The sequence below is a fragment of the Sutcliffiella horikoshii genome, from assembly GCF_044809035.1.
GTDB lineage: Bacteria > Bacillota > Bacilli > Bacillales > Bacillaceae_I > Sutcliffiella_A > Sutcliffiella_A horikoshii_G.
In genome coordinates this window covers 1,399,911-1,423,901 of sequence record NZ_CP085237.1, presented here as the reverse complement: position 1 = coordinate 1,423,901, position 23,991 = coordinate 1,399,911, and the positions used below count along the sequence as shown (strand labels likewise).

Genomic DNA, 23,991 nt, shown 5'->3' with positions numbered 1-23,991 from the left:
ATTGGTTTTTCAGTTTCCTTGATCAAATAGTTTTTGACCTTTTGGTGAGTGAAGTAACCTAGTTGATTGGAGTGGAAGGCGCGCAGACGCCCGCGGGAGGAAGGGACAGGTGAGACCCCTGAAACGGAGTGAGGAGGCTCACGGACCGCCCGCAGGCAAGCGAAGCGCCTGGAACGGAAATCAACCGGATTTATGCTTTCTTATCTTTTAATAAGAGCAGATAGCTGCTGCTCTTTGTGTGTTGGTTCCAGCATGAAATCATGCCCTTTTCATGAAATATGAATGTGTTTCATGTGATCGTACTTATGCTCGTTATAGTACTTTACCATCATATCAGCTGTTATATGGAATGATGGACAATGTATATCCGCATCATTTAATATCCTTCTTGCTTCACTGCAATCAAAACTGCCCTTCCATGTGAAATAATCCAGTGCCTCACGTTCCACTTTCAGCCACTTTCTAGCTGACGGAACGCGAAGGAATGTCCTTGCCACTGGGAGAGGAATAGATCCTTTTGGTGCCTTTTTAAGGAACTTTTCCATCAAAACCGTATAGGCTTCTCTAATTGTAATCGGTTCAGGGTTGGTCAAATGTAACGTCTTCCCTTGCGCCAGATCTGAATGGGTCAGATAGCATGTACTTTTTACAATATAATCAATCGGAACGACATTGAATTCCGCTTCTCCCCTTCCCAAATGTGGAATCAATGGAAAAAACCTCAGTGAATGAAGAAAATTCAACATAAGATATGGACCATCAAATTTGCTTGTTTCTCCAGTTTGACTATGCCCTTTTACAATTCCAGGACGGATAATGGTTACAGGTAGATTTTCTTTTTCCCTATCCACTAATAATTCCGCCAAATATTTTGTTTCCTCATAATGATTTTTAAAAGAAGCCTGATGGATTAATTCCGTCTCCCGGATCTTTCCTTCTCTTTTCCCAGCCACATAAGCAGTACTGAAGTAAATAAATCGCGTTAGATTCGGCAAGCTCTTTAACCACTTCAGCACTTGTATTGTTCCATTGACATTCACTTGGTGGGCGATTTCTTTTTTTACCGCTAAATCATAGATTGCTGCTAGGTGGTAAACATAATTCGTTTCTTTTTGTACTAGGCTTTGGTCTTCCATACTCATCATTAAATTCGGCTGAGTGATGTCCCCTTCAATAAGGTGAAACATCGTCTCAGGAAATTGTTGTTGATAGGTTTGGATAATAGGCATAGAAATATTTTTCTGTGTTGGAAGAACTAGCAAGAATACAGCTTTGACGTCCTTTCTTGTTAGTAGCAATTCACGCACCAACTCTTGGCAAATGAATCCAGGAAATCCGGTAAAGAAATATCCATTCATGATGATAAGACCCCCCTTCCAGTATTTATCATACTTAATCTTTACAATAAGGATAAACTACATCTGAGTACCTGAATAGTGCTCTTGTCAAAATTTTAAGATAATTTAGGTGATAAAACATGCACACGATGTGGAAAGGTTCCATTAGCTTCGGATTGGTCAATATACCGATTAAAATGTATTCTGCCACTGAAGACAAAGACATAAAGTTAAGGACTTTGCATAAAGAATGCCACAGTCCTATTAAATACGAAAAAGTCTGTCCCAACTGTGAAAAAGAAGTAGAACAAGATGACTTAGTAAAAGGCTATGAGTATGTGAAAGGTAAATATGTCATTTTATCTGACGAAGAGCTAAAACAATTAAAAGAAGAACATGAAGACAAAAGTGTGAAAATCATTGATTTTGTCAGGCTTGAAGATATCGATCCCATCTATTTTAATCGCTCCTATTTTTTAGGGCCTGGGGAAAATGGCAGCAAAGCTTACTCTTTGTTGCGAGAAGCATTAGATGATTCCAAGAAAATCGGAGTTGCCGAAATTACCATCCGCTCTAAGCAACAGCTTGCCATTGTCCGTGTCTATAAGGATTGCCTTGTGATGGAAACGGTGCATTATCCTGATGAGGTCAGAAAGGTGGCAGATGTGCCAAGCGTTCCAGAACGAAAAGATGTGGATAAAAAAGAGTTGGATACAGCCATTACCCTAATCGATCAATTGACCACTGAATTTGACCCGGAAAAATACCATGATGATTATAGAGAAGCAGTCCTAAGGCTCGTTCAAGAAAAGATTAACAAAGAAGAGGGAACCACCACGCCAACTGATTCAGATAAATCCAATGTGGTGGATCTAATGAGCGCCTTACAAGCAAGCATTGAACGGACAAAAGATCAGGGTGAGAAAACGGTAAAGAAAAAGACAGAGACAAAAGTAGAAGCTAATGAAAAGAAAACCTCAAGCACGCAACCAAAAAAGCGGACAACCAGAAAAAAGAAAGCATCTAGCTAACCAGTTAGATGTTTTCTGCTTCCTTTGGCAAATGTTTAATTTAGATAAGAAAGGAGTTCATACAGTGATTAAACCAATGCTACCCACACTTCACCGAAATCCACCAGAAGGGGAAGATTGGGTGTATGAAGTGAAATATGATGGATTTCGGTGCATTGCCATACTAGACACCCACCACGTTTTACTTCAAAGCAGAGGCGGGACAGATCTAGCACCCTCTTTCCCTGAAATTGTCCGTTATTTAAGGGAATTGACCAATACCAATCCATGGACACAGGCATTACCATTGACTCTTGATTGTGAGCTTGTTGTTTTAACTTCTTCCCTTAAAGGCAATTTTCAGTTGATACAAAAACGTGGCAGAACGAAAACGAAGGAAAATATCAATAAGTTGGCAATAAATCATCCCGCCACTCTTTTAGCGTTTGATTTATTGAAAAACAAAGGAAAAGACATTCTTACATCAACTTTTGCTGAGCGAAAAAAAACACTTTTCCACCTTTTTGAACAAAGTGGCATGCCTCTTTCTCCTATTATAGATACCAATACAAGGCTTCAGTATGTCCCATATTTCAATGATCCCAAGAAGTTATGGGAACAAATTAAGCTTGAGCAAGGGGAAGGACTAATTGCAAAAAAAATAAACAGTACATACACAAAAGGAAAACGAACAACGGATTGGATCAAAGTGAAAAATTATCAAACGGTAATCTGCTTTATCACAGCCTACCAAAAAAATAATGGTTTTTTTCATATTGGTGTGTTTCAAGGTGATGTAGTGATTGAACTTGGACTTTTCTCACATGGACTATCTTCTGAAGAGAGATCTGCCCTAATTGGGGTTATTAAGGAAAACAGCTACAAAGAGGATGATAAATTTGTCTTTGTAAAGCCCGGAATTTGTGTAGAGATATATTTTTTAGAACTATACCAACAACAGCTTAGACATCCTGAATTTAAACGGTTCCGTTTTGATGCAGATATAAGAGAATGTACGATGGCGAACTTATCAAAACCTGTTCTCCCAGAAGCCGTTGGTATCACCAATCCTGCCAAACCGCTTTGGGAAGAACCGCTTGTAACCAAACAGGACTATATCGAGTATCTCTCGCAATCCTCCACCTATATGCTCCCGTTCCTAAAGAACAGAGCTATCACAGTAATCCGATACCCCCATGGGATGTATGGAGAAAGTTTTTATCAAAAGAATTGCCCTGATTATGCGCCTTCATTTGTAAAAACTCATGTAGAACAAGACATTAATTTTATTGTATGCAACAACTTGGAAACATTAATCTGGCTCGGCAATCAGCTTGCACTGGAATTTCACGTTCCCTTTCAAACGGTTCTTACAAATAAGCCAAGTGAAATTGTATTTGATCTGGATCCTCCCTCTAAAGATCACTTTTCTATCGCGGTTACAGGGGCATTAATGATGAGGGAAGTTTTCAATCAGCTTGGTCTTCACTCTTTTATTAAAACGTCAGGAAGAAAAGGAATTCAAGTTTATATTCCCTTGCCTGAAGAACAATTCACGTATTCAGAAACAAGACAATTTACAGAGTTCATGGCAAATTATTTAGTTTCAAAAGAACCTACTCTCTTTACAGTGGAACGCCTGAAGAAACATAGAGGAAATAGAGTGTATGTGGATTATGTCCAGCATGCTGAAGGTAAAACAATTATTGCCCCTTATTCTCTAAGAGGAAACGATTTGCCTACAGTTGCGACACCTTTGTTTTGGAAGGAAGTGGATGAAGGATTAGATCCAGAAGAGTTTACGTTATTTACTGTACAGGAACGATTAAAGAAGCAAGGTGATCCTTTTCAAGATTTTACAGCAAGTAAATCAAAGCAACCCTTTGGAAACGTACTCACTTCTTTACGTAGTTTGCAAAGCAAAAATTAAACGAGGTTATAGGAGTAGGGAAAGAGCTACATGTATAACAAAACATGTTAATGGCAAGGATGGACACTAAAAAAGGAAAAGGTGATTGTCGTGCAGGCCTTTGCCGTTGTCCATCCCATTATTGAATTAGATGACTGTATTATTATAGAATTCTTAGATGAAACCGAGCCTGAAGATAGCCGAAAGTACAGACTTTTTCTGAAAAAACACACCCTGTTGGTATTCAAATTAATAATCTTTCGGCCTAAAGTAGAATCCTGGCAAGATATCACATCTATGATTTCTCCTTTTTATTTGGCCACTTTAAGAACAAAATTACTAGAACAAACAACAGATTATATAGACAAAAAAGACGCTATTTCCTAACTAGATTCCTTATCTAAACCAAAAACAGTATTAAAATTAAACTGACTATGCCCACAAACATAGAAGCAATAAATCCTGTAATAAAAGGTTTTATTCCCAAGCTACGTATGTTCTTCCATCGCACTTGGAGTCCTACGCCCGCCATAACCATTACAATGAGGTATTTGGCAGTTAGTCCTATATAACTGCTGGCAGCTTCTGAAATAAATCCTACTGAATAAAGGCCACTCATAAATAAAAAGCCCAGCACGAAAAATGGAAAAGCGCCTTTCATAGTAGGGGTGCCTTCACCTTTACGAACCATAATAAATGAAATGGCCAGTACGAGCGGAAGGATGAATAGGGTGCGTACAAGTTTAACGGTTGTCGCTACTTCCCCTACTTCATCTCCTAGCAGATAACCTACTGCTACAACGGAAGAAGTATCGTGAATGGATGTACCTGCCCAAATCCCTAATTGAAGTGTTGATAAATGAAGCCATTGTCCTAGTACCGGATATAGAAAGGTGGCTAGAATGTTGAAAAAGAATATCGTTGAAATGGCATAAGCCACAACAGACTCCTTTGCTTGTATGACACCTTTTACAACTGAAATGGCGGTTGCACCGCATATACTTGTTCCAACACCGATCAACAGAGATAACATTCTATCTATTTTTAGAAGCTTACCAACCAATAACGTGACAGATATCCCTCCTGCCACCACCAACAAAATAACTATGATGGAGTGAGTGCCGATATCTATGATACTACTAAAGCTTAATGTCGCACCAAGAAGAACAATAGCTACCTTCAGCCATGTTTTAACGACAACCTTTATTCCAGGGATATACATTTCTTTTAATTCTAAGCTGTTTCTAATGATAATCCCAATCAACAAGGCAAATATTACTCCGCCAATTGAGGGGAAAACTGCCCCAAGGAACCGGGCACTAATTGAAATGAGAAATATCAGCAACAGCCCCGGTATAAATTTATTAATATTTATCATTTTCATAACCTAACCCCTAACAATTCTAATTGCACACCTCTCCTATTCTAAATAATATAAAAAAGCCTGTCGAGAACTTTCGACAAGCTGAATATTTTATAGTACACCGCTGTTGATTTCCGCAAAATTGCTTCGCTTTCCGCGGGGCGACCTTGAGCCTTCTCACTCCGTTGCTGGGTCTCAACATTGTCGCTACTCCCCCGCTGGAGTCTTCGCATTTTTTCTCCAATCAACAGCTAGAAATTTCCCAAAGACTATCCACTATGCCTCCAAACGGTGGAAGTGTTTGCGTAATCCTTCACCCAGTACATTAAACGTTAAAACCGTAAAAGCAAGTGCCAGTGCTGGAAAAAATGGAATCCAAAACGCCCTTAACAAATCCCCTCTCGCCTGACCAAGCATGGTCGCCCAATTTAAACTTGTATTCTCAATAATCCCTGAACCATAGTTCAATTGAACAAACTGCTGGGTAATAAAAATACTAAAAATTCCAAGCTGGCCAATTAACAAGGCAATCCTCCCCATATCAAGAAAAAACTGAACTACAAGATCTGGCAATGCATTAGGCAAATAATAGGTAGTAAAGAGAGTGAAAGGAGCAACTCCTACTGTAATTCCAGCTTCCACATACGGAGTCTGCTTAATCGTATGAAACTGGCTTTGCAATATAGTCCCCACTCTGCCCACTTCTATCGCTGCCAATATTACGATTGCCCAGAAGAAGCGGTGTTCATGAAAAAAGATGATAGGTAAACTTAATAGAATTATGGCCGAAAAGATGACAGGTAGGGCAGAAAAAATTTGATTCCAGCCATGAAGAATCCAATGAAAAGGACCAGTTTTATTCACTGACAACACTGCCAGTAGTATTGCTATAGCATAACGCAGGGCTGCTACAGCAAAGATTAAACCAAGCGTTTCCCTCGCCCCTACCACGATAATACTTAATAGATCCCTTCCTTCTTTATCAGATCCTAAAAGAAAATCACTAGAAGGCTCAAATGGTGCAGTCAAGACGCCTGTGTCTGTAAAAATGATGCGTTTTGATTCTAATACATTGTCTATAAACGGAAGAAAAGGTCCAATAAAGGTTAAAAAGACTAAGAACAGAAAAAAGCTACTTCCTACCATCAATGTCCAATTGCGTTTCATGGTTGCGGTTCACCTACCTTGGTTCAAGTTTCTTCATAAATAAGCTGGAAAGGACTTGCGAGATAAAAACTATAACCATAAAACTTAGTCCGAATCCAATAATGAGCCCTGATTCATTCACATAACGCATACTGCCTGATAATGAGCTTTTAACATCTAGCGCTTGAAACATCCTATAAGCTGCTCCCCTGTAATCGAGAAACCATTCCACTATGAGGAGGTTGGACAATAAATAAAGCATCACTGCCGGTAGGTTGGACATGATTGGATAAAGGCTGTTTTTCAGCATATGTTTCCAGAGCACTTTTTCTTTTGACAAACCTTTCGACCTGGCGACTTGAATATACGGTTTTCCTTTTTCGTTCCCAAGCGTTGCTGAGGTAATTCTTGCAACATACAGCATGGGATACAAGGAAACCAATAAGCCTGCAACCAAGAAACTAAACCAATGGGAATGACCGAATAATTTGATGAACGGAAAATGAAAAATGATGAGCCATTGCAAACAAAGGATCAAGAAGAAGTCAGGAATAGATTGAATAAGCCACGTCAATCCTTTCCCCAAAACATTCCATCCGTTTTTTCGTTCATAAAAGTCGAATATCCCTTTTATCATTCCAAATATAATGGTAATGACACTTGCTGCGACTATTACTTTCAAGCTTCTCCCTAAATGAGGCCAAAGTTCCTCTTCAGCCGGTTTGTTATACCTTGTCATGCCCAATGTATTATTTTCTTTTACATCCTTAAAGAATAAGGAAATATTGTGCTGATATGCTGCCCAAGAAAATTCATACCCATATTCCAACGTTTGAGCCCTGCCTTGAACATCAATATCAGGCTGCCTTGGAAACAAGACTGCTAGAATTAATAGAACAGCAATAAACAAAAAGAATAGTAATGACTTTATAATCTTCCATAGAACTCCCATGACTTCCCCCCAGAAATTTCACGAAATCCGAAACACTTTCAATATAGTAAAATACTACCACTATTTATTAGGCAATTCTATAAAAATATTCATTATTCTGATCATTCTCCCACTTAGGCTAACCGTTGAAATCTTCAAAGCTTCGTAGTAATATAGTGATTTATGATAGAAACGTTAAACGAGATAATCTTGATATGACTATTTTGCTAAAACTATGATGGACGCACCCACCCTAAGGAGGTTTGTGCTGTGAATAAGACAATTAATTGGTTCACCAATATCTGGACGGCAGACTATTGGACAGATGTGAACTTTTGGATCGATATGGGCGCTTCCCTTGTCATCCTACTACTGTTCCTATTATGGAGAAAACTGTTCACAAAGTATTTCTTTAAAGCAATTTTGGCTGTTTCCAAAAAAACACCCACCGACCTATTTACTTATATTGTGCTTGCTTTTGATAAACCAGTAAGAATGTTCTTCGTGATACTTGGGATATTCTTTGCACTGAAAGCAGCACCATTCACGTTAATGGAAGCAGAAACATTAACAAAATTGATGCGTTCTTCCATTATTGCACTGTTTGCTTGGGGTATTTTCAACTTCATCCCTTATTCTTCTAATCTGTTTACCAACCTTTCTACTAGATTGGAATTTGAAGTAGACAAGATTGTAATGCCGTTTGTGACAAAAGTATTTCGTTTCATCCTTATTGCCCTTGCATTCAGTATCGTATTAGAAGTATGGGAATATGATGTCGGCGCCATTGTTGCAGGTTTGGGACTAGGTGGACTTGCCTTCGCATTGGCCGCACAAGAGTCTATTAAAAACCTATTAGGCGGATTTATCATCGTGACGGAGAAGCCTTTTACAATGGGAGATTGGATTAAGACACCAAGTGTCGAAGGTGTAGTTGAGGATATTTCTTTCCGCAGCACACAAGTGAGAACTTTCGCTCAAGCTGTGGTTACCGTACCTAATGCCACATTATCAAACGAACCTATTACAAACTGGTCCAAAATGGGGAAACGTCAAGTTACCTTTAAACTTGGAGTTCAATATGATACTTCCCGAACAAGTTTAGAAAGAGTGGTCCGTAGAATCGAAAATATGCTGCGAAATCATGAAGCAGTCGATCAGGAAACAATCCTTGTACGCTTCGATAGTTTTGGGGCCAGCAGCCTGGATATTTTCCTTTATTTCTTTACGAAGTCCGTCATGTGGGGCGAGTATCTGGAAGTAAAAGAGGATATTAATTTTAGAATCATGGAGATTTTAGAGGAGGAAGACGTAATCGTTGCATTTCCCACAAGAACACTCCATATAGAAAACCCACAAGAAGAAAAAGAAAAACCAAAACAATACAGCCTAAGAGGCGAAAAGGCATAACCCACAAGGGTTATGCCTTCTTTAATGTACTGACCTTTTTACTAGGTACATCATAGAAAAAATAATTGTACTCTGTCTTCAACTCTGTTGTCGTCATCCCATCCAACACCAGGGAATCATACACACCGATTAGAAGCAGTTTATCAATATAATACTCGCGTTGTTGCTCTAATGCTTGTTGGAGTTTCCTGCTCATTATTATTCACTTCCCTTTAATAGGTTTCATTTAAAAAGGTAAGGTTTTGGTTTACTATCCTAATTACTTAGAATATACCCAATAAATATTGATACAGGATAAAGCTAATGTAAATTATTCTTTAAGTTTATTTCTCCTTGAAATTTTGCCACTCAGGTGGTAGGAGGTCCCTATATTTCGAATGAAAATAGCGGTCATCAATAAACAAAATGAACCCAGTGTCTTTTTCGCTTCTGATCAACCTTCCACCCGCTTGCTGCACCTTATTCATACCGGGATAGACATAGGCAAAATCAAATCCGTTCTGCCCTTTTTTCTGAAAATGCTCTTTCATTACATTTCTTTCAAGAGATATTCTAGGCAATCCTACTCCAACGATTCCGACACCATTCAAACGGTCACCCTTCAAGTCGATTCCTTCAGAGAAAATCCCTCCGAGCACCGCAAATGCTATAAAGGTACCTTCCCTTTCAGGGTAGAATTCCTCTAAAAACGCCTCTCGTTCCATTTCTGTCATCATAGGCAGCTGCACAAGTGTTTCAATAGAGTCTACTGCCGCATACTTTTCATATGCTTCAAAAACCAATGATAAATATTCATAAGAAGGAAAGAAGACAAGAAAGTTTCCCTTTTCTGAATGAAAAACTTCTTTGATTACCTTCACAATCGGCAGGATGGATTTTTCTCTATCTTGATACTTCGTTGATATTCGCTTGGCAAAAACCTTAATTTGAGCGGGGTCGAATGGTGTATCAACGGATATATGATAATCATGCTCCTCCCCACCGAAAACGGTTTGAAAGTAGCCAAGAGGATGGAGAGTTGCAGAAAAGAAGATGGTTGCAACCGCCTTGCTTGTTGATTCTCTTATGGCAACCGAAGAATCCATACAAGCAAGCTTCACTAGTACCTCACTCTTAAAGAGTGTCACAATGGTTTTATATCGTTCGCTATAAACTTTTGATATTCTTATGAAATCCTGTCCTTCAAAGTATGCTTTTAGAATCTCTTGATGAGCCATCCCCGACGGATTTCGAACTAACCATGCTTCACAAGCTTCTATAGCCGCCACCAACACATCGATTAATTGTGAAGGTTTATCATCAAACACAAACTCGTTTGTGACCAGCAGTTCCTTTTTCCACTTCAACAATGTGTCATTTACCGCTTTGAGTTTTACGTATACCTCCTGATCAAGCCCCTTTATTTCTTTAGCAGCACGCAAAAATACTGATTTTGACATGGTAGAAGATAGCATCTCACGTGATCGATCCACTAGATTATGCGCTTCATCAATTAAAAGAATGGTCTCCTTATGGAAATCTCCCCATCGTTGAAGTCTGACCTTTGGATTAAAAAAGTAATTATAGTCACAAATCACCACATCAGCAAACATCGCTAGATCTAGTGAGAACTCAAAAGGACAAAGCTGATGCTTTTTGGCATATTGCTCAATAATTCCCCTATCCATCATTCCTTCGTTCTCTAAAATATCCTTTATCCCTTCCTTTAGCCGATCATAATACCCGTCTGCAAAAGGACAGAACTCCTTTTGACAAATGGTTTCTTCTTGAAAACAAATTTTTTCCTTTGCTGTAATCGTAACAGTTTTAATAGCTAAACCCTTCTCAATGAGGAGCCGGAGTGAATCTTCAGCCACCATTTTTGTGACTGTTTTGGCAGTCAGATACATGATTTTCTCTTGTTTCCCCTCCTGCAGGGAAACGATAGACGGAAAAATAGTCGCAATCGTTTTCCCGATCCCTGTTGCTGCTTTTGCAAATAACCTTTTTTCTTCACGCACTGTTTTATAGACAGCTTTAGCAAGTTCCCTTTGTCCTTTTCGATAGGACTCATACGGAAATTTCAACTTAGAAATACTATCTGTTCTGGCATTCCTGAGCTTCCATAATTGCTCTTGAAAACTAATGTACTCCTTTGTCACCTCTTCAAAAAACATATGTAATTCATTTAACTCAAACTTCTTTTCAAACGTCTTTTCATTCTTGCTGTCCCTTTTTGCATACACCATGTGAACAGTAATTTTGTCTAGGTCATTTTTCAGACAAACTATAAAGGCATACATTTTCAACTGTGCCCAGTATGTTTTATAATCCTGTTCTGTTACCGTATTCAAATCCCTTGCAGTAGTCTTTATTTCCTCTATAATAATTTGATTTTCATTGCGGTAGATTCCATCACATCTTCCTTCCACATGCAGCACATATTCTTCAACTTGCATTTCAATGGAAAGATATACTTCCTTTTCATAATTATCTCCTCTGCTTGCTTGCAGTCGTTGGTGAGTTCGCGTACCTTCTTGCATGACATTGGATCCTGCAAATCTTGAGTCGATGCTACCACCCATCATGACAAATTCCACAAGCTTCCTCACTGATACGGAAATTTTTTTCATTATATTACCCCTGAAGTCTCATTTTCCTTAAGTATAACAAAAGAACTTCTTATACTATGCATAATTAGTAAGCGTGCATAGGAAAATATAGTAAACCGAAAGATTTAAGAGTTAAAGGTGGTGAACAATCCCATGACGAAAAATGATTCGCTAATACTAACCACAAATCTCGAAGAAAACCTCCTTCACTTAAGAGAGCGGTTTGTCCATTCAGAGGATTTCATCATGGAATATCTCCACCTGCAAAACGAGGATGCTTACCTCGTTTATATCGAAACAATCATTGATAAGCAGCTTGTCCAAGAAAAAATCTTACAACCACTTAAGGAAAATAGAAATCGCTATACTAACGAAAAACAACCCCTGCCATTAGTAAAAGAAACTAATAGTATAAAAGAAATTACGAAAAGCTTACTAGAAGGCAGTTGTGTTGTCCTAAGTAGCGATACTGACCTAGCTGCTATTTTTGAGGTCCCGATATCCAATGGTAGAAAAGTAAAGGAACCAGAGACAGAAGGTATTATTCGGGGACCCCATGATGGGTTTGTTGAATCACTAGCTACCAATATCTCTCTGATTCGTAAACGAATCCACAACCCGAATTTGAAGGTAAAGTACTTTTCCATCGGAAATGATTCCCAAACTAAAGTTGGCTTAATTTATCTAGATCATATCGCCAACAAAAAAACGGTTGCCTTATTAGAACAGAAGCTAACTGAAATTAATGTTGATTTTATTTTGGCACCAGGCTATATTGAGGAATTTGTCAGTGACAATTCTTCTATTTTCCCAACCATGCTCAGCACGGAAAGAGCAGATCGTACTGTTGCAAACTTAATGGATGGAAGAATTGCCATCATGACAGAAAGCAGCCCTGGGGCGTTGATTGCCCCAACCACTTTTTTCACCTTCTACCAATCACCTGATGATTATAACAGCAGGTGGTATTTTGGTTCATTCATTCGTTTTCTCCGGATACTTGGATTTCTGATTTCTATTGCTCTTCCGGCCATGTACATAGCCATTGTATCGTTTCATTTCGAAATTTTACCAATCGAAATTGTGTTCTCTATCAAATCTTCTTTAGAAAATGTGCCTTATCCTCCGCTAATTGAAGCGCTAGGAATGCAAATTACCCTGGAGATTTTAAGGGAAGCTTCCATCAGGTTACCAAGCAGGATTGCACAAACGATTGGGGTTGTGGGAGGTTTGGTTATTGGGACTGCGGTAGTTGAGGCAAATCTTGTCTCCAACACGATGATTATTGTAGTTGCCATTACCGCAATCTCTTCTTTTATCGTGCCAATTACGGAGATGGGCTCCTCCATACGTCTATTGGGCTTTCCGTTTATGCTTATGGCTGCAATGTTTGGATTGATCGGAATGAGCTTCTTTTTTATGTTCCTGCTTATCCATCTATGTAAGCTTGAGTCCTTTGGTACCCCATACTTCGCTCCATTTTCCACATTAAGATGGTCTGAGGTGAAAGATACCTTAATCAGGGTGCCATTGCCGTTTTTTAAGAAGAGACCAAGTGATACGATGCCAAAAAAGAAAGCAAAGAAGGTATATTAAGGGGTTTTTGTATGAAACAGGAAGTCGGTATCAGTCAAGGTCAATTGTTTTTTCTTATCATGCAGGCCCAGATTGGGGTTGGAATTCTTTCCTTACCATTTGCTGTCCACAGTACCGCCAAAGGGGATGGTTGGATTTCCACCCTTTTAGCTGGGTTTGTCATTCAGCTCTGGATGATGATTTCTTTGACCTTATCAAGATGTTATCCTGAGAAAAACTTTTTTCAGATATTAAGGAATTTGTTCGGCAAGTTTTTCGGGAGTCTACTCATAGTTTCTTATGTTTTGTATTTTACAGCTATTGCAGGTCTTGTAGCTGTTTTACAAACGGGATTGATTAACAAATGGATCCTGCCCTTGACGCCTTTTTGGATCATCTATTTATTAATAATCATTGTTGCTGTTTATTTAGCAAAGGAAAATATTTTAGTCATCGCACGATTTTTTGGATTGTCAACAGGAGTGATCGTATTTTTCATTCTGCTTGTAGCAACTGTCTACCGGGACGCGGATATATCGTATATTTTACCGGTTGGTCAAAGTGGGATTAAGAATATAATCTTGGCGATCAAGGATGTTTTAATCGCACTAACAGGCTTTGAACTAATTTTATTGATTTACCCTATGATTAAATCTAAACAAAAAACGGCAAAAACACTTACCTTTGCTAACATAACAACCGTACTTATTTATGGATTTCTTGTATTTACGAGCTTGATCATTTTCAGTCCAGAAGAGATGACACTCGTTCCGGAACCTGTTTTGTATATGCTGAAAGCCATTTCCTTTGAAGTGATTGAAAGGCTTGACCTTATATTCTTGTCCATATGGGTGATTCCGATGACAAATTCCTTCATCATTTATTTATATCAAGCAAGCAAAGGGTTAAAAGAGTTATTTCATTCACAATCTCACGCTCCTTTTGTACCGATTATTGTTTTACCAATTTTTATATCGGGTTTCTTTCTACAGAATAAGTTTTTAATTGAAGACATTAATAAGGTGTTTCAATACATTGTTTTTATCTTTGTCTTTATACTTCCACTTCTGTTCTTACTGATTGCCTGGACTAAGAAGAAAATGCAAAAGGGGAAAAAATATGAGTCGTCGTAACCTTAGTACCATAGTGTCCATCATACTATCTGCTCTTCTGTTGACAGGCTGCTGGGATCAGCGATTGTTAAAGGATTTGAAACTAGTTTTTACCGTTGGTTTCGACCTTGGAGAGAGTGATGAAATCGTCTCCCATATTGCCATTCGCGAATCAGAAAAATTAAGTATAGGAGGACAACCGGGACAAGCAACGGTGGCGGTGGTAGAAGGCAGAGGGATTACATTAAGGGACACGCGTTTAAGTTTGGATAGACGTATTCCTGGAGAATTTTCACCAAGTAAAATGAGAATGTATCTAATGGGTGAAGATCTTGCAAAAAAAGATATCTACTCCATCCTCGATATATTATACAGGGACCCTAAGGCCCCACTTGGTGCAAAGCTTGCCATTGTGCAAGGAAATGCAGAAGACATCATCCACATGAAAACGATTAAAGAAACATTATTAACAGAAGCTATCACAGACTTATTGGTGACGGCAGAGAACAATACCTTCATTTTAAATGAAACAATTCAGTCTGTCTGTCCCGTCATGTTTGATCCAAGTGCTGATTTTTCCCTGCCCGTTATAAAAGAAGTTGAGACACATGATATTGAAGTTATAGGCATGGGTTTAATCAGTGACAGAGCCTATACCGGTGTTACCCTTAATGCCGAACAATCTACTGACTTACTCTTGCTTGCTAATAAGAAAGCAAAAATAGCACAGTTAAATATGATGGTCCATCCAGAAGAAGAAAACCCTCAGAATCGGTATATGACCTTAAGTATCTCTAAAGCGAAGAGTCATATCAAAACTACTGTCGACTCGCCAAATGATATAAAAGTGACGATAGATATGAAAGTAACTGCTTCTATTGCTGAATACCCCAAAAATCATTTAGTAGATAAACAGAAGGTAAAGTCGTTGGAGAAAAAGGCCGCACAACATATTACAGCCAAGTCTGAAGAAGTGATAAAGATCATTCAAGATGCTAATAGTGATGTATTAAAAATAGGACAACACATTAAGGTACATCACAATAAAGTATGGAAAGACATCAAGTGGCGGGAAGTGTATCCTACAATTGAAATCGTCCCTAATGTAACGGTAGAAATTACAGGTACCGGGATTATAAATTAAATCCATAAAAAATGAGGAGCTTTAAAAGCTCCTCACTATTCCTTGAACAATTCGTTTCCACTGTTCTTCTTTCGGTATTCCTGCTTCATTATCCCCTTTTTGAAGACCATAGTCCCCAAATTGAGAATGATTTCCACCTTGAAGGATAAAGGTATAAGTCTGTGATGGAAGACGGGAATCAGCCTTTGTTAATTTTTCCTCATCAATAACACCATCAAGTTGGGCTTCAAACGTTATGACCTCTCCCTTAAATGATGTTAAGTCATCATCTTCAGAAGGGTATGCTGCCATTAAGATTAAGCCTGCGACCTTATCTGGATTGTTTTTCACATATTTGGCTGCCATTGCTCCGCCAAGGGAATGACCAGCCACAATCCATTCTCTATCCTCATACTTCTTGATGATTTTATCCGCTTTATCCCAATTTAACACAGCAAGATGCAAAGGCATTTTCGCTATGATAAAAGGAACGCCCTGCTCTGCCATCATCTTACCTAATGGTGCATATGCAGCGGCTTCGACTCTTCCTCCCGGATAGAAAATGATGCCAGCTTCCTCCTTCTCTTCAAAAGGAAAAAAAGAAATCCAACCACTATTTTCTGTAACAGTCACTTTGTCTGTTGATTCCATACTCTCTTGATTCATTAATTTATAAGGTGTTGCAATCAAAAAGAGACAGGCTGCAGCAGCTACACTAACAACAATCCCTAAGGTAACTAAACTGATCTTTTGCCATTTTTTCATCTTTGTACCTCACCATAATAGATTACTGTCTATTGTATGAAAACACAGAATGGAAAGCAAATTTCTGTCACATTTTTTCTATGAGTATTGCTCTGACCGGGCTTCCATCAGCACCCTTTAAATGTAGTGGCAGGGCAATCAGCTCATACTCTCCCTCATTTATCCCGCGTAAATCTATTCCTTCTAAAATACAAATGTTAGCTTGGTGCAAGGCATGATGAACAGGTAGGTCTTTGCTGTCCAGAACGTCTACACTCGGAAGGTCCACACCAATTAATGGTGTATTCATCTCCCTCAATAATTCCACCACCTCTAAAGATAAGGTTGGTATATTCTCAGGAAATACCCCTTCGTCCTCCCATGCATCCGTTCTAAAAATAATTCGCTTCGAATGATGAAGATTTAACACCTCTTCTACATGTATCCGTTCAATTTTCTGATGACCTCTCACATCCACTACCACTGCCGGCCCTTTAAAAATAGAAAGATCTAATTCATTCAACCGCTTTCCCCTGTCATCAAAATGAAAAGGCGCATCCACATGTGTTGCTGTATGGACACTCATTTTTATGCTGCCGACATTTACCGATCCTGTATGCTGCTTGGACCAGTTTACCTGGTAGTGAAACGGAGTATCTCCCGGCCAAGTTGGGGTATTCTCCCCGAGCGACCTCGATATATCGTACATTTTCATCGTCTTGCCCCCTTATGCAACGACTTCCCGTTCGTTGGAGTATTTTTCATAATGCTTTTCTTCCATGATTGTTCGCAAAATTTGTACCGTTTCATAGACATCTTCATAGGTGGAATACAGCGCAACTGGAGCAAGTCGGATAATATTTGGTTTTCTGAAATCTGGCACCACTCCAAGCTCCTTCAACGATTTGCATATCCGTGCAGCTTCAGGATGTTCCAGACTCACATGTCCTCCGCGACAAGCATCATCCAGTGGGTTGGTCACAATGAATCCGCATTCCGAAAGTTCTTGTTGAATTAGTACCATCATCACTCGAGTTTGATGAAGTGATTTAGTCCGGATTTTTCTCATCCCGATTTCTTCAAACATTTTCAAAGAACCAAGCAACGGAGCCATGCTGAATATGTGGGGTGTCCCAATTTGGTAGGCACCGCTACTAGCAGCAGGAGTAAACGTATGCTCCATATCAAATTGCTTTTGCTTATCAGAACCAAACCATCCTGTTAACCCAGGTGTTTTATCAAAGTGTTTCTCATGGACAAACAACGCCCCCACTCCACCTGGACCCGAATTTAAATATTTATAGTTGCACCAGTAAGCAAAATCCACGTCCCATTGGTGAAATTCGTGCGGAATGGCCCCGACAGAATGACATCCATCCCACCCCACGATAATTCCCTTATCATGAGCTGCTTTTGTAATTTTTTCTATGTCAAACAGCTGACCACTTCGATATAGGACCGTAGGCAAAACAAGAATTGCTACCTCTTCATTTAGCTCACGTATGATATCTTCTTCACAGATAGTATGTCCATCCCTGCTTTTCACTCTAATCAGCTGCTCATCCGGATGATAGCCTTTTAGTTTCAGAATGCTTTGTATCGCATAAATATCGGAAGGAAAGTTCAACTCATCTGCCAATATCTTTGTCCGCTTACCAGTCGGCTGATAGAAAGTGGCAAGCAATTGGTGAAGGTTTCCTGTTGTGGAGCCTGTGACCATTACTTCTTCCTTTTTCGCTCCCACAAGCGGCGCACTTAATTCCCCTAGTTTTTCAGCAAAATAAAACCACGGTTCCTCCCCGCTTGTCCAACCATCTATGCCATGGGTTTTCCAGGAATTTAAGAGGCTCAAAAGCGAAGCTTCTGCCCTTTTTGATAAAAGCCCAAGCGAATTACCATCCATGTATATGGAACCTTTTTTTATGTAAAACTCTTCACGGTACTTCTTTAAACAATCCTCTTCATCCCATCTTCGAATCATATCTAGTGTAATACTCATCTGTCATCCCCCTTTGCTATCTACAACATTATCTCATTATTCTGTTTAATGCGACAAGACATAAAAAAAAGAGACTCTACAAGGAGAGTCGCCTAAAGAACGTTTTGGGTTAATTGATAAAACAAGTCCTGCATTCTCTTTTCCGCAAGATCGTTTACAATATTTCTAGTTTGTAAGGAAGGATTACCATTGATTCGGAAACTGTAGTCAAGAATTTCTGGATGCATTTCGGAATACATAAATTCAATCTTCACTTTATGTCCTTCTGACTCCATCATCAGTGTGCATACTTTATTGCCCATAAATTCTGTGATTTTCACGACGGATTCCTCCTTCTCTCCTTTCACAACACTTACTATTTCTACAGTTATGGACAAATTCCCTTTAAGTTTCAGCAAATTATTTGAATTTTTTGCAAAAAAGAAGAAGCGGTTGTCGTATCCGCTTCAGGTTATAAAGTTTATCGTTGATCTCCGTTTCAGGCGCTTAAAAGTTCTTTTTTAAGTGGTTATTGATTCTCCTTATTTCTCGGTTGCTGCCAAGGGCGTGTGTAACGCCCCAGATGTTAGTTTCTCCTTGCTCTTCAGTGATTTCGTTAAGCGTTACGTCCAGGTCATGAAAGATCCGGTGTAAGTACTTTAACGCTGTTCGATCATCGTTTCTTTCCACAAGCAAGATGAGACCGTTGGCATTTTCCATGTCATTCCACACTTTAGAAGGAGCAAACCCTTCTGTTTTCATCCAATTGACAGCTGCTTTCAATTCTTTCCATTCGTCCGAGGTTTTTAAGTTGCGGAGATCGACAGTGTCCGCACCTCCCCATCCAGTTACATTGTTCAAATATTTATGTTGTTTTGATAACTCTTCTAATGTACTATCCTCTCTATTTTCTTGATACAAGACAGCATCTTCGTATTCCTGATGCTCAATTTCCTGTACACTTGCAAGCGTAGTGGAAGAAAACAAGGAACCTCCATCTGCATAATCATAATAATGATAACCAATGACCCCGATAATGGCCACCAGCATAAAAGTAGAGATAAATTTCAACAAAGTCTTCACTCCCGATCTGTCTTGCTCCATCTTACCCTTTGCTTTGCCCTCTTCCTTGTTTATTGGTAGGATAAAAGAAAAAGCCATAGGTGAAAATGATGAATAAAAAACTTATTATCTTTATTATCGTCTGTTCTCTATCAATGTTAACAGCCTGCCAAGAACAAAAAGAGACAAATGAACCGGGTCCATTAGACGGATTGTTTGCAGGTACCGAACTTTCCTATGAAGAATATACATTCATTATGGATTATATCGTAGATCGCGTGACCGAAATGGAAATAGAAAACAGAGAGTTAGAAAAATGGGTTATCCGCGCTGTAGGTGATGAGAGGCTTATGAATAAAAGAGATCTTACCAAAGAGGAAGCCTTAGAGAAAGCAAAGTATAACCAAAAGTATTATGAAACATTTATGAGTGTAGCCGAAAATAAATACAAGGTTACCGTTACAGAAGAAGAACTAGATTCGTGGATAACGGAAGGGCCGGATCAGAGCGACATTCCTCAGCATAAAGCTTATGCCGAAGCATTAGGTTTGACACTTGAAGAATTAAACCATGATTATGATAGAGACTTATACGAGCAAACAATGGTGATGGAAAAACTACAACCTTTGTTACATGAGGAATATGATACAACTGATGTTGATGAAGTCAGAGATAGATTCCATAAAGAAATAGAGGAGCAAATGAAATAGAACGGCCCATTCGGGACCGTTCTATTTCATTTTCTATTATGGATAAGTACTGAAAGATATGTTCGTTTATCCTTGTCTCGGAATACCTTCATCATTTCCATCGAGAAGATGCAACAGATCAACCAAATCAAACCGACAGCATAGCCTGCCAATATGTCACTCGGATAGTGAACTTGAAGGTAGACCCTGCTAAGACCAACACTGATGATAAGGATGCTCAACAGGCATATGGCAACCATTCTCGTTTCAAAGAAGCGTTTCTCTCTTCCAATTAAATAAATAATGAATCCATAAAGGATAAAACTCCCCAATGCATGGCCGCTCGGGAAACTATATCCATTTCCGTCGTATTCCGGAGCTAATGTAGGTCTTTCTCGCTGAAAGAAATACTTCAAGACAAAGATAAAAAGTGCTCCACCTAGATTGGCTAAAATGAAAAACACAACACCAAGTACGTCGCGTTTTTTCAACCAAAGGAATAGTACAGTAAGTACACTCGCAGCGGTTATCCACCATACGGACCCTGTTTCCGTTATCAATCTTAACGTAACAGTCAATGCCCCGCTTTCTATGGATTCAAAATAATCCATAATGACATGGTCAAATGTAAACTTCTCCTGTTCCCATACATCTTCCGCCAATTCAAGGAACAAAGCTGTCGCTGAAATCATGAGAACTATCCCCGCAAGGATAAGCAGACCAGGCGCCCATACCTTACTAAAATCAATTTGTTCCTTCCAATAGCGTGCTTCCTCTTTTAAATTCATCCAATCGCCTCGTTTATATGATAAGTACCTATTACCTTATTCCACTTCAGCGATTGGGTAAAACGTTAAACAAAAGTTGGGAGTTCCTACTCTTTCTCTTCTCTATGAAATGAATACATCATCCAGAATCCAATTTCCTCAAAACCTATCCGCTTATAGATTACTCCTGCATTCGGATTATCATAAAACAAGCACAACTCTTTTCCCTCTTTAAGAAGTTGATTACACAGTTTGACCATGCATTGAGTTGCGTAGCCTTTCTTTTTAAAATTCTCGAGGGTCGCCACACCTACAACCATGGCAGATACCGTATTTTCTGCGGTAGTTGAGGCAGTAGATACCATTTCACCATCCTCTTCCACAAAGTAGGAGCGCGAAACACCTTCCTCTAAGACACGCCTCTTTCTTTCTACGGTAATGATGGAATCACTGAATTCAGGAACTGATGTCAATAACTGGACAAGTCTGTCTGCATCCTCTGGAGTGGCCTGAAGTACTTTTGAAGTATTAACAGAAGCTGCTAGTTCATGTGATAAGGCAGTACTCTTCGCATAATAGGTTTGTCTTTTTCTTTTCAATCGGTGCAAGACAAAAGGTTCAATTCTTGCTGTAACCTCTCTTAAACCTGACATCATAATAAATTTCGAATCACTCAACATGATGTTTGCAAAACCTTCTGCATCAAAGGATCCTTTTGCATATGGAATAAAATTTTCTTCATATTTAAGAAGAACCGCTATAAGTTCCCCATCTTCGTTAAATTCTCCCCAAAGTTTCTGGAAGTCTTTTTCATAACCATAAGCCTCGATGTCTCCAATAATAAACAAATTTTCTGCAGGTTGTTCACTTAAAAAGTCAAAACATTTTCCGTGATCCGTTTCTTTCAATCTCCTAATCATAATCAATACCCCTTCCCGTTTGAGATTTGGAAATATTCTCATATTTTACCTAAAAATCTATCAAGAAGGAAGATTAATTTTAATGTAAGACGGAAATCAACCGCTCTAAGTCAACCATAGAAAAAGAGGCCACCCGATGACATCGAGCAGCCTCTATCAATCTTTTACTTATAAACTTTTACTTGAACTTCTTGTACACCATAGTTCACAGCATCTTCGTATTCTGGAATGAAGATATCAATTTTGTTTCCTTTGATTGCTCCACCAGTATCTCCGGCAATTGCTTCACCGTAGCCTTCAACCCATACCTTAGATCCTAAAGGAATAACATCAGGATCAACAGAGATTACTTTCATGTCAGGGTTTTCTAAAAGGTTGATTCCTGTTGCAGTGATACCAGAGCAACCTTCACATGTTGCAGTATAAGCTGTCGCTGTCATTGTTAATTCTTGCGCCACTTCTGGATCAGCTGCAGTTTCTTCTTCTTGAGCAGGTTCTTCAGCTGGCTCTTCAGCAGGCGCTTCTTCTGCTGGTGCTTCTGTTACAGACTCTTCAGCTGGTGCTTCCTCTGCTGGTTCTTCTGTTACAGGTTCTTCAGCTGGTGCTTCTTCTGCCGGTGCCTCTGTTACAGGCTCTTCAGCTGGTGCTTCTTCTGCCGGCGCCTCTGTTACAGGCTCTTCAGCTGGTGCTTCTTCTTTTACTGGAGCTTCGACAGGGACTGGATTTCCATCCACATAGACTACTAACTCTTCCCCTGCATAAATTAAATCAGGATTGGAAATGGAGTTCCACTCTGCTAACTTCTGGTACGTTACACCTTCATAGTTCTGGGAAATCCCCCAAAGTGTATCGCCTTTTTCAATTTTGTAGCGCTCAGATAATGCTACTTTCAATTGATCTTGCGGTTGGATAACATCACTTGATAGTCCGTTCCACTCTTTAATTTCTTCTACTGATATGTTATTTGCTTTAGCGATGTCCCAAAGCGTATCGCCTTTCTTTACTGTAACTTCTGCAGCAGAGGCATTTGCACCTAAACTAAACGTGCCTGCAAGGGCCGCTGCAGTTACCAAGGAAACCATGGTCTTTTTCATACTAAATACCTCCTATGTATTTGACTCAGTGTTTTAATCATAACATGGTTCTAGTAGTTTCAAAGAACAGTAGAATAACATTTAGGTTACGTAAGTAACGGGTATATTAAGGGATTATTACGACTTTTCCTTATATTTGAAGGATAAGGAAAACTATTCTAACAAAGGATTATTGAGCCAAAAAAAATAGACCCAGCATAGGATTTCTCCAGTGCTAAGCCATTGTAGTTGAATACTATTTTAACTTCGTAAAAGTGATTTGATACCATCCGCCTTCTTTGATGACAGGTTGCATCTTATCTACTTTTAGTGTCGCCTCTTTTGCAAGGTTTTCCAAGTCTGTTTCAGATGGAAGAGGATAAAGATTTTCAAATGCGGTAAAAAAACTATTGAACACACTTGAAAACTGTCCGCCATGTTTGGAGTTGTGTATAGGTGAAACCACTGACAATGTTCCTTTAGGTGGCAGCCATTCACTTATTTTCTTAAACAATTCTTTCCGGTCATCAGGAGATATATAATGAAGGATATTGTTCAACATGACGAAATCTACTTTCTCCTCAGGGGACCATTCATGCACATCCGCACAAACTATTTCTACCTGTTTTTGTTTTTGACAGTTTTTACTTGCTTCTTCTGCTACGTCCTCGTTCAGTTCAACTCCAAGCATTTGGGCTTTCGGAAACTTCTGTGAAAGCTTTAACAAATAACCTCCGCTCCCACATCCGACATCTACTACAGTATTCGGCTTAGCCTTTTTCATAACCTTCATCACTCTTGGAATAGCCAATTGTTCTAAAAGAGAGGAAGTTTGCGCTACAACCATCCCATGCTCTTTTTGATTAAACAACTCTTTCTTTTCTGTTTTCATCATTTTTGGATACTTGATCAGGGTAGGAATATGAAGTTCCATCATTTCTTTTAAAAGCACTCCGGTAGATCTAGGGTTATGTTTGCTAGAGGGAACCATGAATTTTTTTACTGTCTGATACCGCTCCTTCGACTTCTTCTTAAGATAACCAATGACACCGCCTACTTCGACCCATCTTTTCAACAGATCTTCCTTTAAATCATGTTCTTCCGCTACTTCCATAATGGTTTTTGGTTTCTTGAAAGCTTCATACAAATCCAGTTCATACCCAACATAGGCATGCCAACTATATAGGAAGGGTAAGTTTCTCTTCATATACCCTCTTGCTTTAAAAAGTCTCACATATTCACTTATCATAC

23 protein-coding genes are annotated in these 23,991 nt (G+C 39.1%); 8 read left to right on the top strand and 15 right to left on the bottom strand.

All coding sequences use genetic code 11. The features are described from left to right. Positions 1–269: 269 nt before the first annotated feature. Positions 270–1,358, bottom strand: a complete 1,089-nt coding sequence (locus LG307_RS07545; RefSeq protein ID WP_404449481.1) for an SDR family oxidoreductase — start codon at positions 1,356–1,358, stop codon at positions 270–272. Between the two features lie 119 nt (positions 1,359–1,477). Between LG307_RS07545 and LG307_RS07540 the strand changes: the two genes are divergently transcribed. The 3 genes from LG307_RS07540 to LG307_RS07530 all read left to right on the top strand — a co-directional run bounded on the left by LG307_RS07540 (position 1,478) and on the right by LG307_RS07530 (position 4,643). Then, positions 1,478–2,368 carry a Ku protein gene (locus tag LG307_RS07540; RefSeq protein WP_404449479.1) on the top strand — a complete coding sequence of 297 codons (891 nt, stop codon included), beginning with the start codon at positions 1,478–1,480 and terminating at the stop codon, positions 2,366–2,368. Between the two features lie 64 nt (positions 2,369–2,432). Beyond that, a complete protein-coding gene (locus LG307_RS07535; RefSeq protein ID WP_404449477.1) occupies positions 2,433–4,277 on the top strand; it encodes a DNA ligase D in 1,845 nt (614 codons plus the stop codon). An 81-nt stretch (positions 4,278–4,358) separates the two neighbouring features. Continuing rightward, complete coding sequence (locus LG307_RS07530; RefSeq protein WP_404449475.1) at positions 4,359–4,643, top strand: hypothetical protein; 285 nt, start codon at positions 4,359–4,361, stop codon at positions 4,641–4,643. 13 nt (positions 4,644–4,656) lie between these two features. Here the strand turns inward: LG307_RS07530 and LG307_RS07525 are convergent, their stop codons facing one another. The 3 genes from LG307_RS07525 to LG307_RS07515 form a co-directional block, all read right to left on the bottom strand. Continuing rightward, positions 4,657–5,640 (bottom strand): YeiH family protein, encoded by a 984-nt coding sequence (locus LG307_RS07525; protein ID WP_404449473.1) that lies wholly within the window; start codon positions 5,638–5,640, stop codon positions 4,657–4,659. Between the two features lie 255 nt (positions 5,641–5,895). Then, the gene (locus LG307_RS07520; RefSeq protein ID WP_404449471.1) at positions 5,896–6,786 is read right to left on the bottom strand and encodes an ABC transporter permease; all 891 of its coding nucleotides are present in this window, start codon (positions 6,784–6,786) and stop codon (positions 5,896–5,898) included. 13 nt (positions 6,787–6,799) lie between these two features. Then, positions 6,800–7,717 (bottom strand): ABC transporter permease subunit, encoded by a 918-nt coding sequence (locus tag LG307_RS07515; RefSeq protein ID WP_404449469.1) that lies wholly within the window; start codon positions 7,715–7,717, stop codon positions 6,800–6,802. A 249-nt stretch (positions 7,718–7,966) separates the two neighbouring features. On the opposite strand from LG307_RS07515, the gene LG307_RS07510 reads away from it, so the two are divergent. Next, on the top strand, positions 7,967–9,106 hold the full coding sequence (locus tag LG307_RS07510) for a mechanosensitive ion channel family protein (RefSeq protein WP_404449467.1): 1,140 nt from the start codon (positions 7,967–7,969) through the stop codon (positions 9,104–9,106). 10 nt (positions 9,107–9,116) lie between these two features. Here LG307_RS07510 and LG307_RS07505 read toward each other — a convergent pair whose 3' ends face one another. Both LG307_RS07505 and LG307_RS07500 read right to left on the bottom strand, forming a co-directional pair. Next, positions 9,117–9,302 (bottom strand): stress protein, encoded by a 186-nt coding sequence (locus LG307_RS07505; RefSeq protein WP_404449465.1) that lies wholly within the window; start codon positions 9,300–9,302, stop codon positions 9,117–9,119. A 127-nt stretch (positions 9,303–9,429) separates the two neighbouring features. Next, positions 9,430–11,718 carry an ATP-dependent DNA helicase gene (locus LG307_RS07500; RefSeq protein ID WP_404449463.1) on the bottom strand — a complete coding sequence of 763 codons (2,289 nt, stop codon included), beginning with the start codon at positions 11,716–11,718 and terminating at the stop codon, positions 9,430–9,432. Positions 11,719–11,850: 132 nt separating this feature from the next. Here LG307_RS07500 and LG307_RS07495 point away from each other — a divergent pair, with 132 nt between their 5' ends. The 3 genes from LG307_RS07495 to LG307_RS07485 are packed head-to-tail and all read left to right on the top strand — an operon-like array spanning position 11,851 to position 15,528. Next, entirely contained in the window at positions 11,851–13,293 is a 1,443-nt protein-coding gene (locus LG307_RS07495; RefSeq protein ID WP_404449461.1) for a spore germination protein, read from the top strand. Between the two features lie 11 nt (positions 13,294–13,304). Continuing rightward, entirely contained in the window at positions 13,305–14,405 is a 1,101-nt protein-coding gene (locus tag LG307_RS07490) for an endospore germination permease (RefSeq protein WP_404449459.1), read from the top strand. After that, complete coding sequence (locus LG307_RS07485; RefSeq protein WP_404449457.1) at positions 14,392–15,528, top strand: Ger(x)C family spore germination protein; 1,137 nt, start codon at positions 14,392–14,394, stop codon at positions 15,526–15,528. The genes LG307_RS07490 and LG307_RS07485 overlap by 14 nt, the downstream gene beginning before the upstream one ends. 21 nt (positions 15,529–15,549) lie before the next feature. On the opposite strand, the gene LG307_RS07480 is transcribed toward LG307_RS07485, so the two are convergent. The 5 genes from LG307_RS07480 to LG307_RS07460 all read right to left on the bottom strand — a co-directional run bounded on the left by LG307_RS07480 (position 15,550) and on the right by LG307_RS07460 (position 19,303). Beyond that, on the bottom strand, positions 15,550–16,272 hold the full coding sequence (locus LG307_RS07480; protein WP_404449455.1) for an alpha/beta fold hydrolase: 723 nt from the start codon (positions 16,270–16,272) through the stop codon (positions 15,550–15,552). A 67-nt stretch (positions 16,273–16,339) separates the two neighbouring features. Further along, entirely contained in the window at positions 16,340–16,966 is a 627-nt protein-coding gene (locus LG307_RS07475) for a cyclase family protein (RefSeq protein WP_404449453.1), read from the bottom strand. A gap of 12 nt (positions 16,967–16,978) precedes the next feature. Continuing rightward, positions 16,979–18,250: a kynureninase gene (gene kynU / locus LG307_RS07470; protein ID WP_404449452.1), complete on the bottom strand. Its 1,272-nt coding sequence runs from the start codon at positions 18,248–18,250 to the stop codon at positions 16,979–16,981. 92 nt (positions 18,251–18,342) lie between these two features. Then, a complete protein-coding gene (locus LG307_RS07465) occupies positions 18,343–18,570 on the bottom strand; it encodes a hypothetical protein (RefSeq protein ID WP_404449450.1) in 228 nt (75 codons plus the stop codon). Positions 18,571–18,736: 166 nt separating this feature from the next. Beyond that, a complete protein-coding gene (locus LG307_RS07460) occupies positions 18,737–19,303 on the bottom strand; it encodes a hypothetical protein (RefSeq protein WP_404449448.1) in 567 nt (188 codons plus the stop codon). Positions 19,304–19,398: 95 nt separating this feature from the next. Between LG307_RS07460 and LG307_RS07455 the strand changes: the two genes are divergently transcribed. Beyond that, positions 19,399–20,001: a hypothetical protein gene (locus LG307_RS07455; RefSeq protein WP_404449446.1), complete on the top strand. Its 603-nt coding sequence runs from the start codon at positions 19,399–19,401 to the stop codon at positions 19,999–20,001. 26 nt (positions 20,002–20,027) lie between these two features. Here LG307_RS07455 and LG307_RS07450 read toward each other — a convergent pair whose 3' ends face one another. From LG307_RS07450 to LG307_RS07435, 4 genes are all read right to left on the bottom strand, one after another. Beyond that, complete coding sequence (locus tag LG307_RS07450) at positions 20,028–20,768, bottom strand: phosphatase PAP2 family protein (RefSeq protein ID WP_404449444.1); 741 nt, start codon at positions 20,766–20,768, stop codon at positions 20,028–20,030. 86 nt (positions 20,769–20,854) lie between these two features. Beyond that, on the bottom strand, positions 20,855–21,667 hold the full coding sequence (locus tag LG307_RS07445; RefSeq protein ID WP_404449442.1) for a GNAT family N-acetyltransferase: 813 nt from the start codon (positions 21,665–21,667) through the stop codon (positions 20,855–20,857). Between the two features lie 164 nt (positions 21,668–21,831). Then, the gene (locus LG307_RS07440; RefSeq protein WP_404449440.1) at positions 21,832–22,761 is read right to left on the bottom strand and encodes a LysM peptidoglycan-binding domain-containing protein; all 930 of its coding nucleotides are present in this window, start codon (positions 22,759–22,761) and stop codon (positions 21,832–21,834) included. A gap of 235 nt (positions 22,762–22,996) precedes the next feature. After that, positions 22,997–23,989, bottom strand: a complete 993-nt coding sequence (locus LG307_RS07435) for a class I SAM-dependent methyltransferase (protein WP_404449438.1) — start codon at positions 23,987–23,989, stop codon at positions 22,997–22,999. Between the last annotated feature and the right edge of the window lie 2 nt (positions 23,990–23,991).

Excerpts from the sequence above, each read along its gene's own strand:
- LG307_RS07545 (WP_404449481.1), bottom strand. The coding sequence starts at position 1,358 with ATGAATGGATATTTCTTTACCGGATTTCCTGGATTCATTTGCCAAGAG.
- LG307_RS07540 (WP_404449479.1), top strand. The coding sequence starts at position 1,478 with ATGCACACGATGTGGAAAGGTTCCATTAGCTTCGGATTGGTCAATATA.
- LG307_RS07525 (WP_404449473.1), bottom strand. The coding sequence starts at position 5,640 with ATGAAAATGATAAATATTAATAAATTTATACCGGGGCTGTTGCTGATA.
- LG307_RS07520 (WP_404449471.1), bottom strand. The coding sequence starts at position 6,786 with ATGAAACGCAATTGGACATTGATGGTAGGAAGTAGCTTTTTTCTGTTC.
- LG307_RS07515 (WP_404449469.1), bottom strand. The coding sequence starts at position 7,717 with ATGGGAGTTCTATGGAAGATTATAAAGTCATTACTATTCTTTTTGTTT.
- LG307_RS07505 (WP_404449465.1), bottom strand. The coding sequence starts at position 9,302 with ATGAGCAGGAAACTCCAACAAGCATTAGAGCAACAACGCGAGTATTAT.
- LG307_RS07500 (WP_404449463.1), bottom strand. The coding sequence starts at position 11,718 with ATGAAAAAAATTTCCGTATCAGTGAGGAAGCTTGTGGAATTTGTCATG.
- LG307_RS07495 (WP_404449461.1), top strand. The coding sequence starts at position 11,851 with ATGACGAAAAATGATTCGCTAATACTAACCACAAATCTCGAAGAAAAC.
- LG307_RS07490 (WP_404449459.1), top strand. The coding sequence starts at position 13,305 with ATGAAACAGGAAGTCGGTATCAGTCAAGGTCAATTGTTTTTTCTTATC.
- LG307_RS07485 (WP_404449457.1), top strand. The coding sequence starts at position 14,392 with ATGAGTCGTCGTAACCTTAGTACCATAGTGTCCATCATACTATCTGCT.
- LG307_RS07480 (WP_404449455.1), bottom strand. The coding sequence starts at position 16,272 with ATGAAAAAATGGCAAAAGATCAGTTTAGTTACCTTAGGGATTGTTGTT.
- LG307_RS07475 (WP_404449453.1), bottom strand. The coding sequence starts at position 16,966 with ATGAAAATGTACGATATATCGAGGTCGCTCGGGGAGAATACCCCAACT.
- kynU (WP_404449452.1), bottom strand. The coding sequence starts at position 18,250 with ATGAGTATTACACTAGATATGATTCGAAGATGGGATGAAGAGGATTGT.
- LG307_RS07455 (WP_404449446.1), top strand. The coding sequence starts at position 19,399 with ATGATGAATAAAAAACTTATTATCTTTATTATCGTCTGTTCTCTATCA.
- LG307_RS07450 (WP_404449444.1), bottom strand. The coding sequence starts at position 20,768 with ATGAATTTAAAAGAGGAAGCACGCTATTGGAAGGAACAAATTGATTTT.
- LG307_RS07445 (WP_404449442.1), bottom strand. The coding sequence starts at position 21,667 with ATGATTAGGAGATTGAAAGAAACGGATCACGGAAAATGTTTTGACTTT.
- LG307_RS07440 (WP_404449440.1), bottom strand. The coding sequence starts at position 22,761 with ATGAAAAAGACCATGGTTTCCTTGGTAACTGCAGCGGCCCTTGCAGGC.
- LG307_RS07435 (WP_404449438.1), bottom strand. The coding sequence starts at position 23,989 with ATGATAAGTGAATATGTGAGACTTTTTAAAGCAAGAGGGTATATGAAG.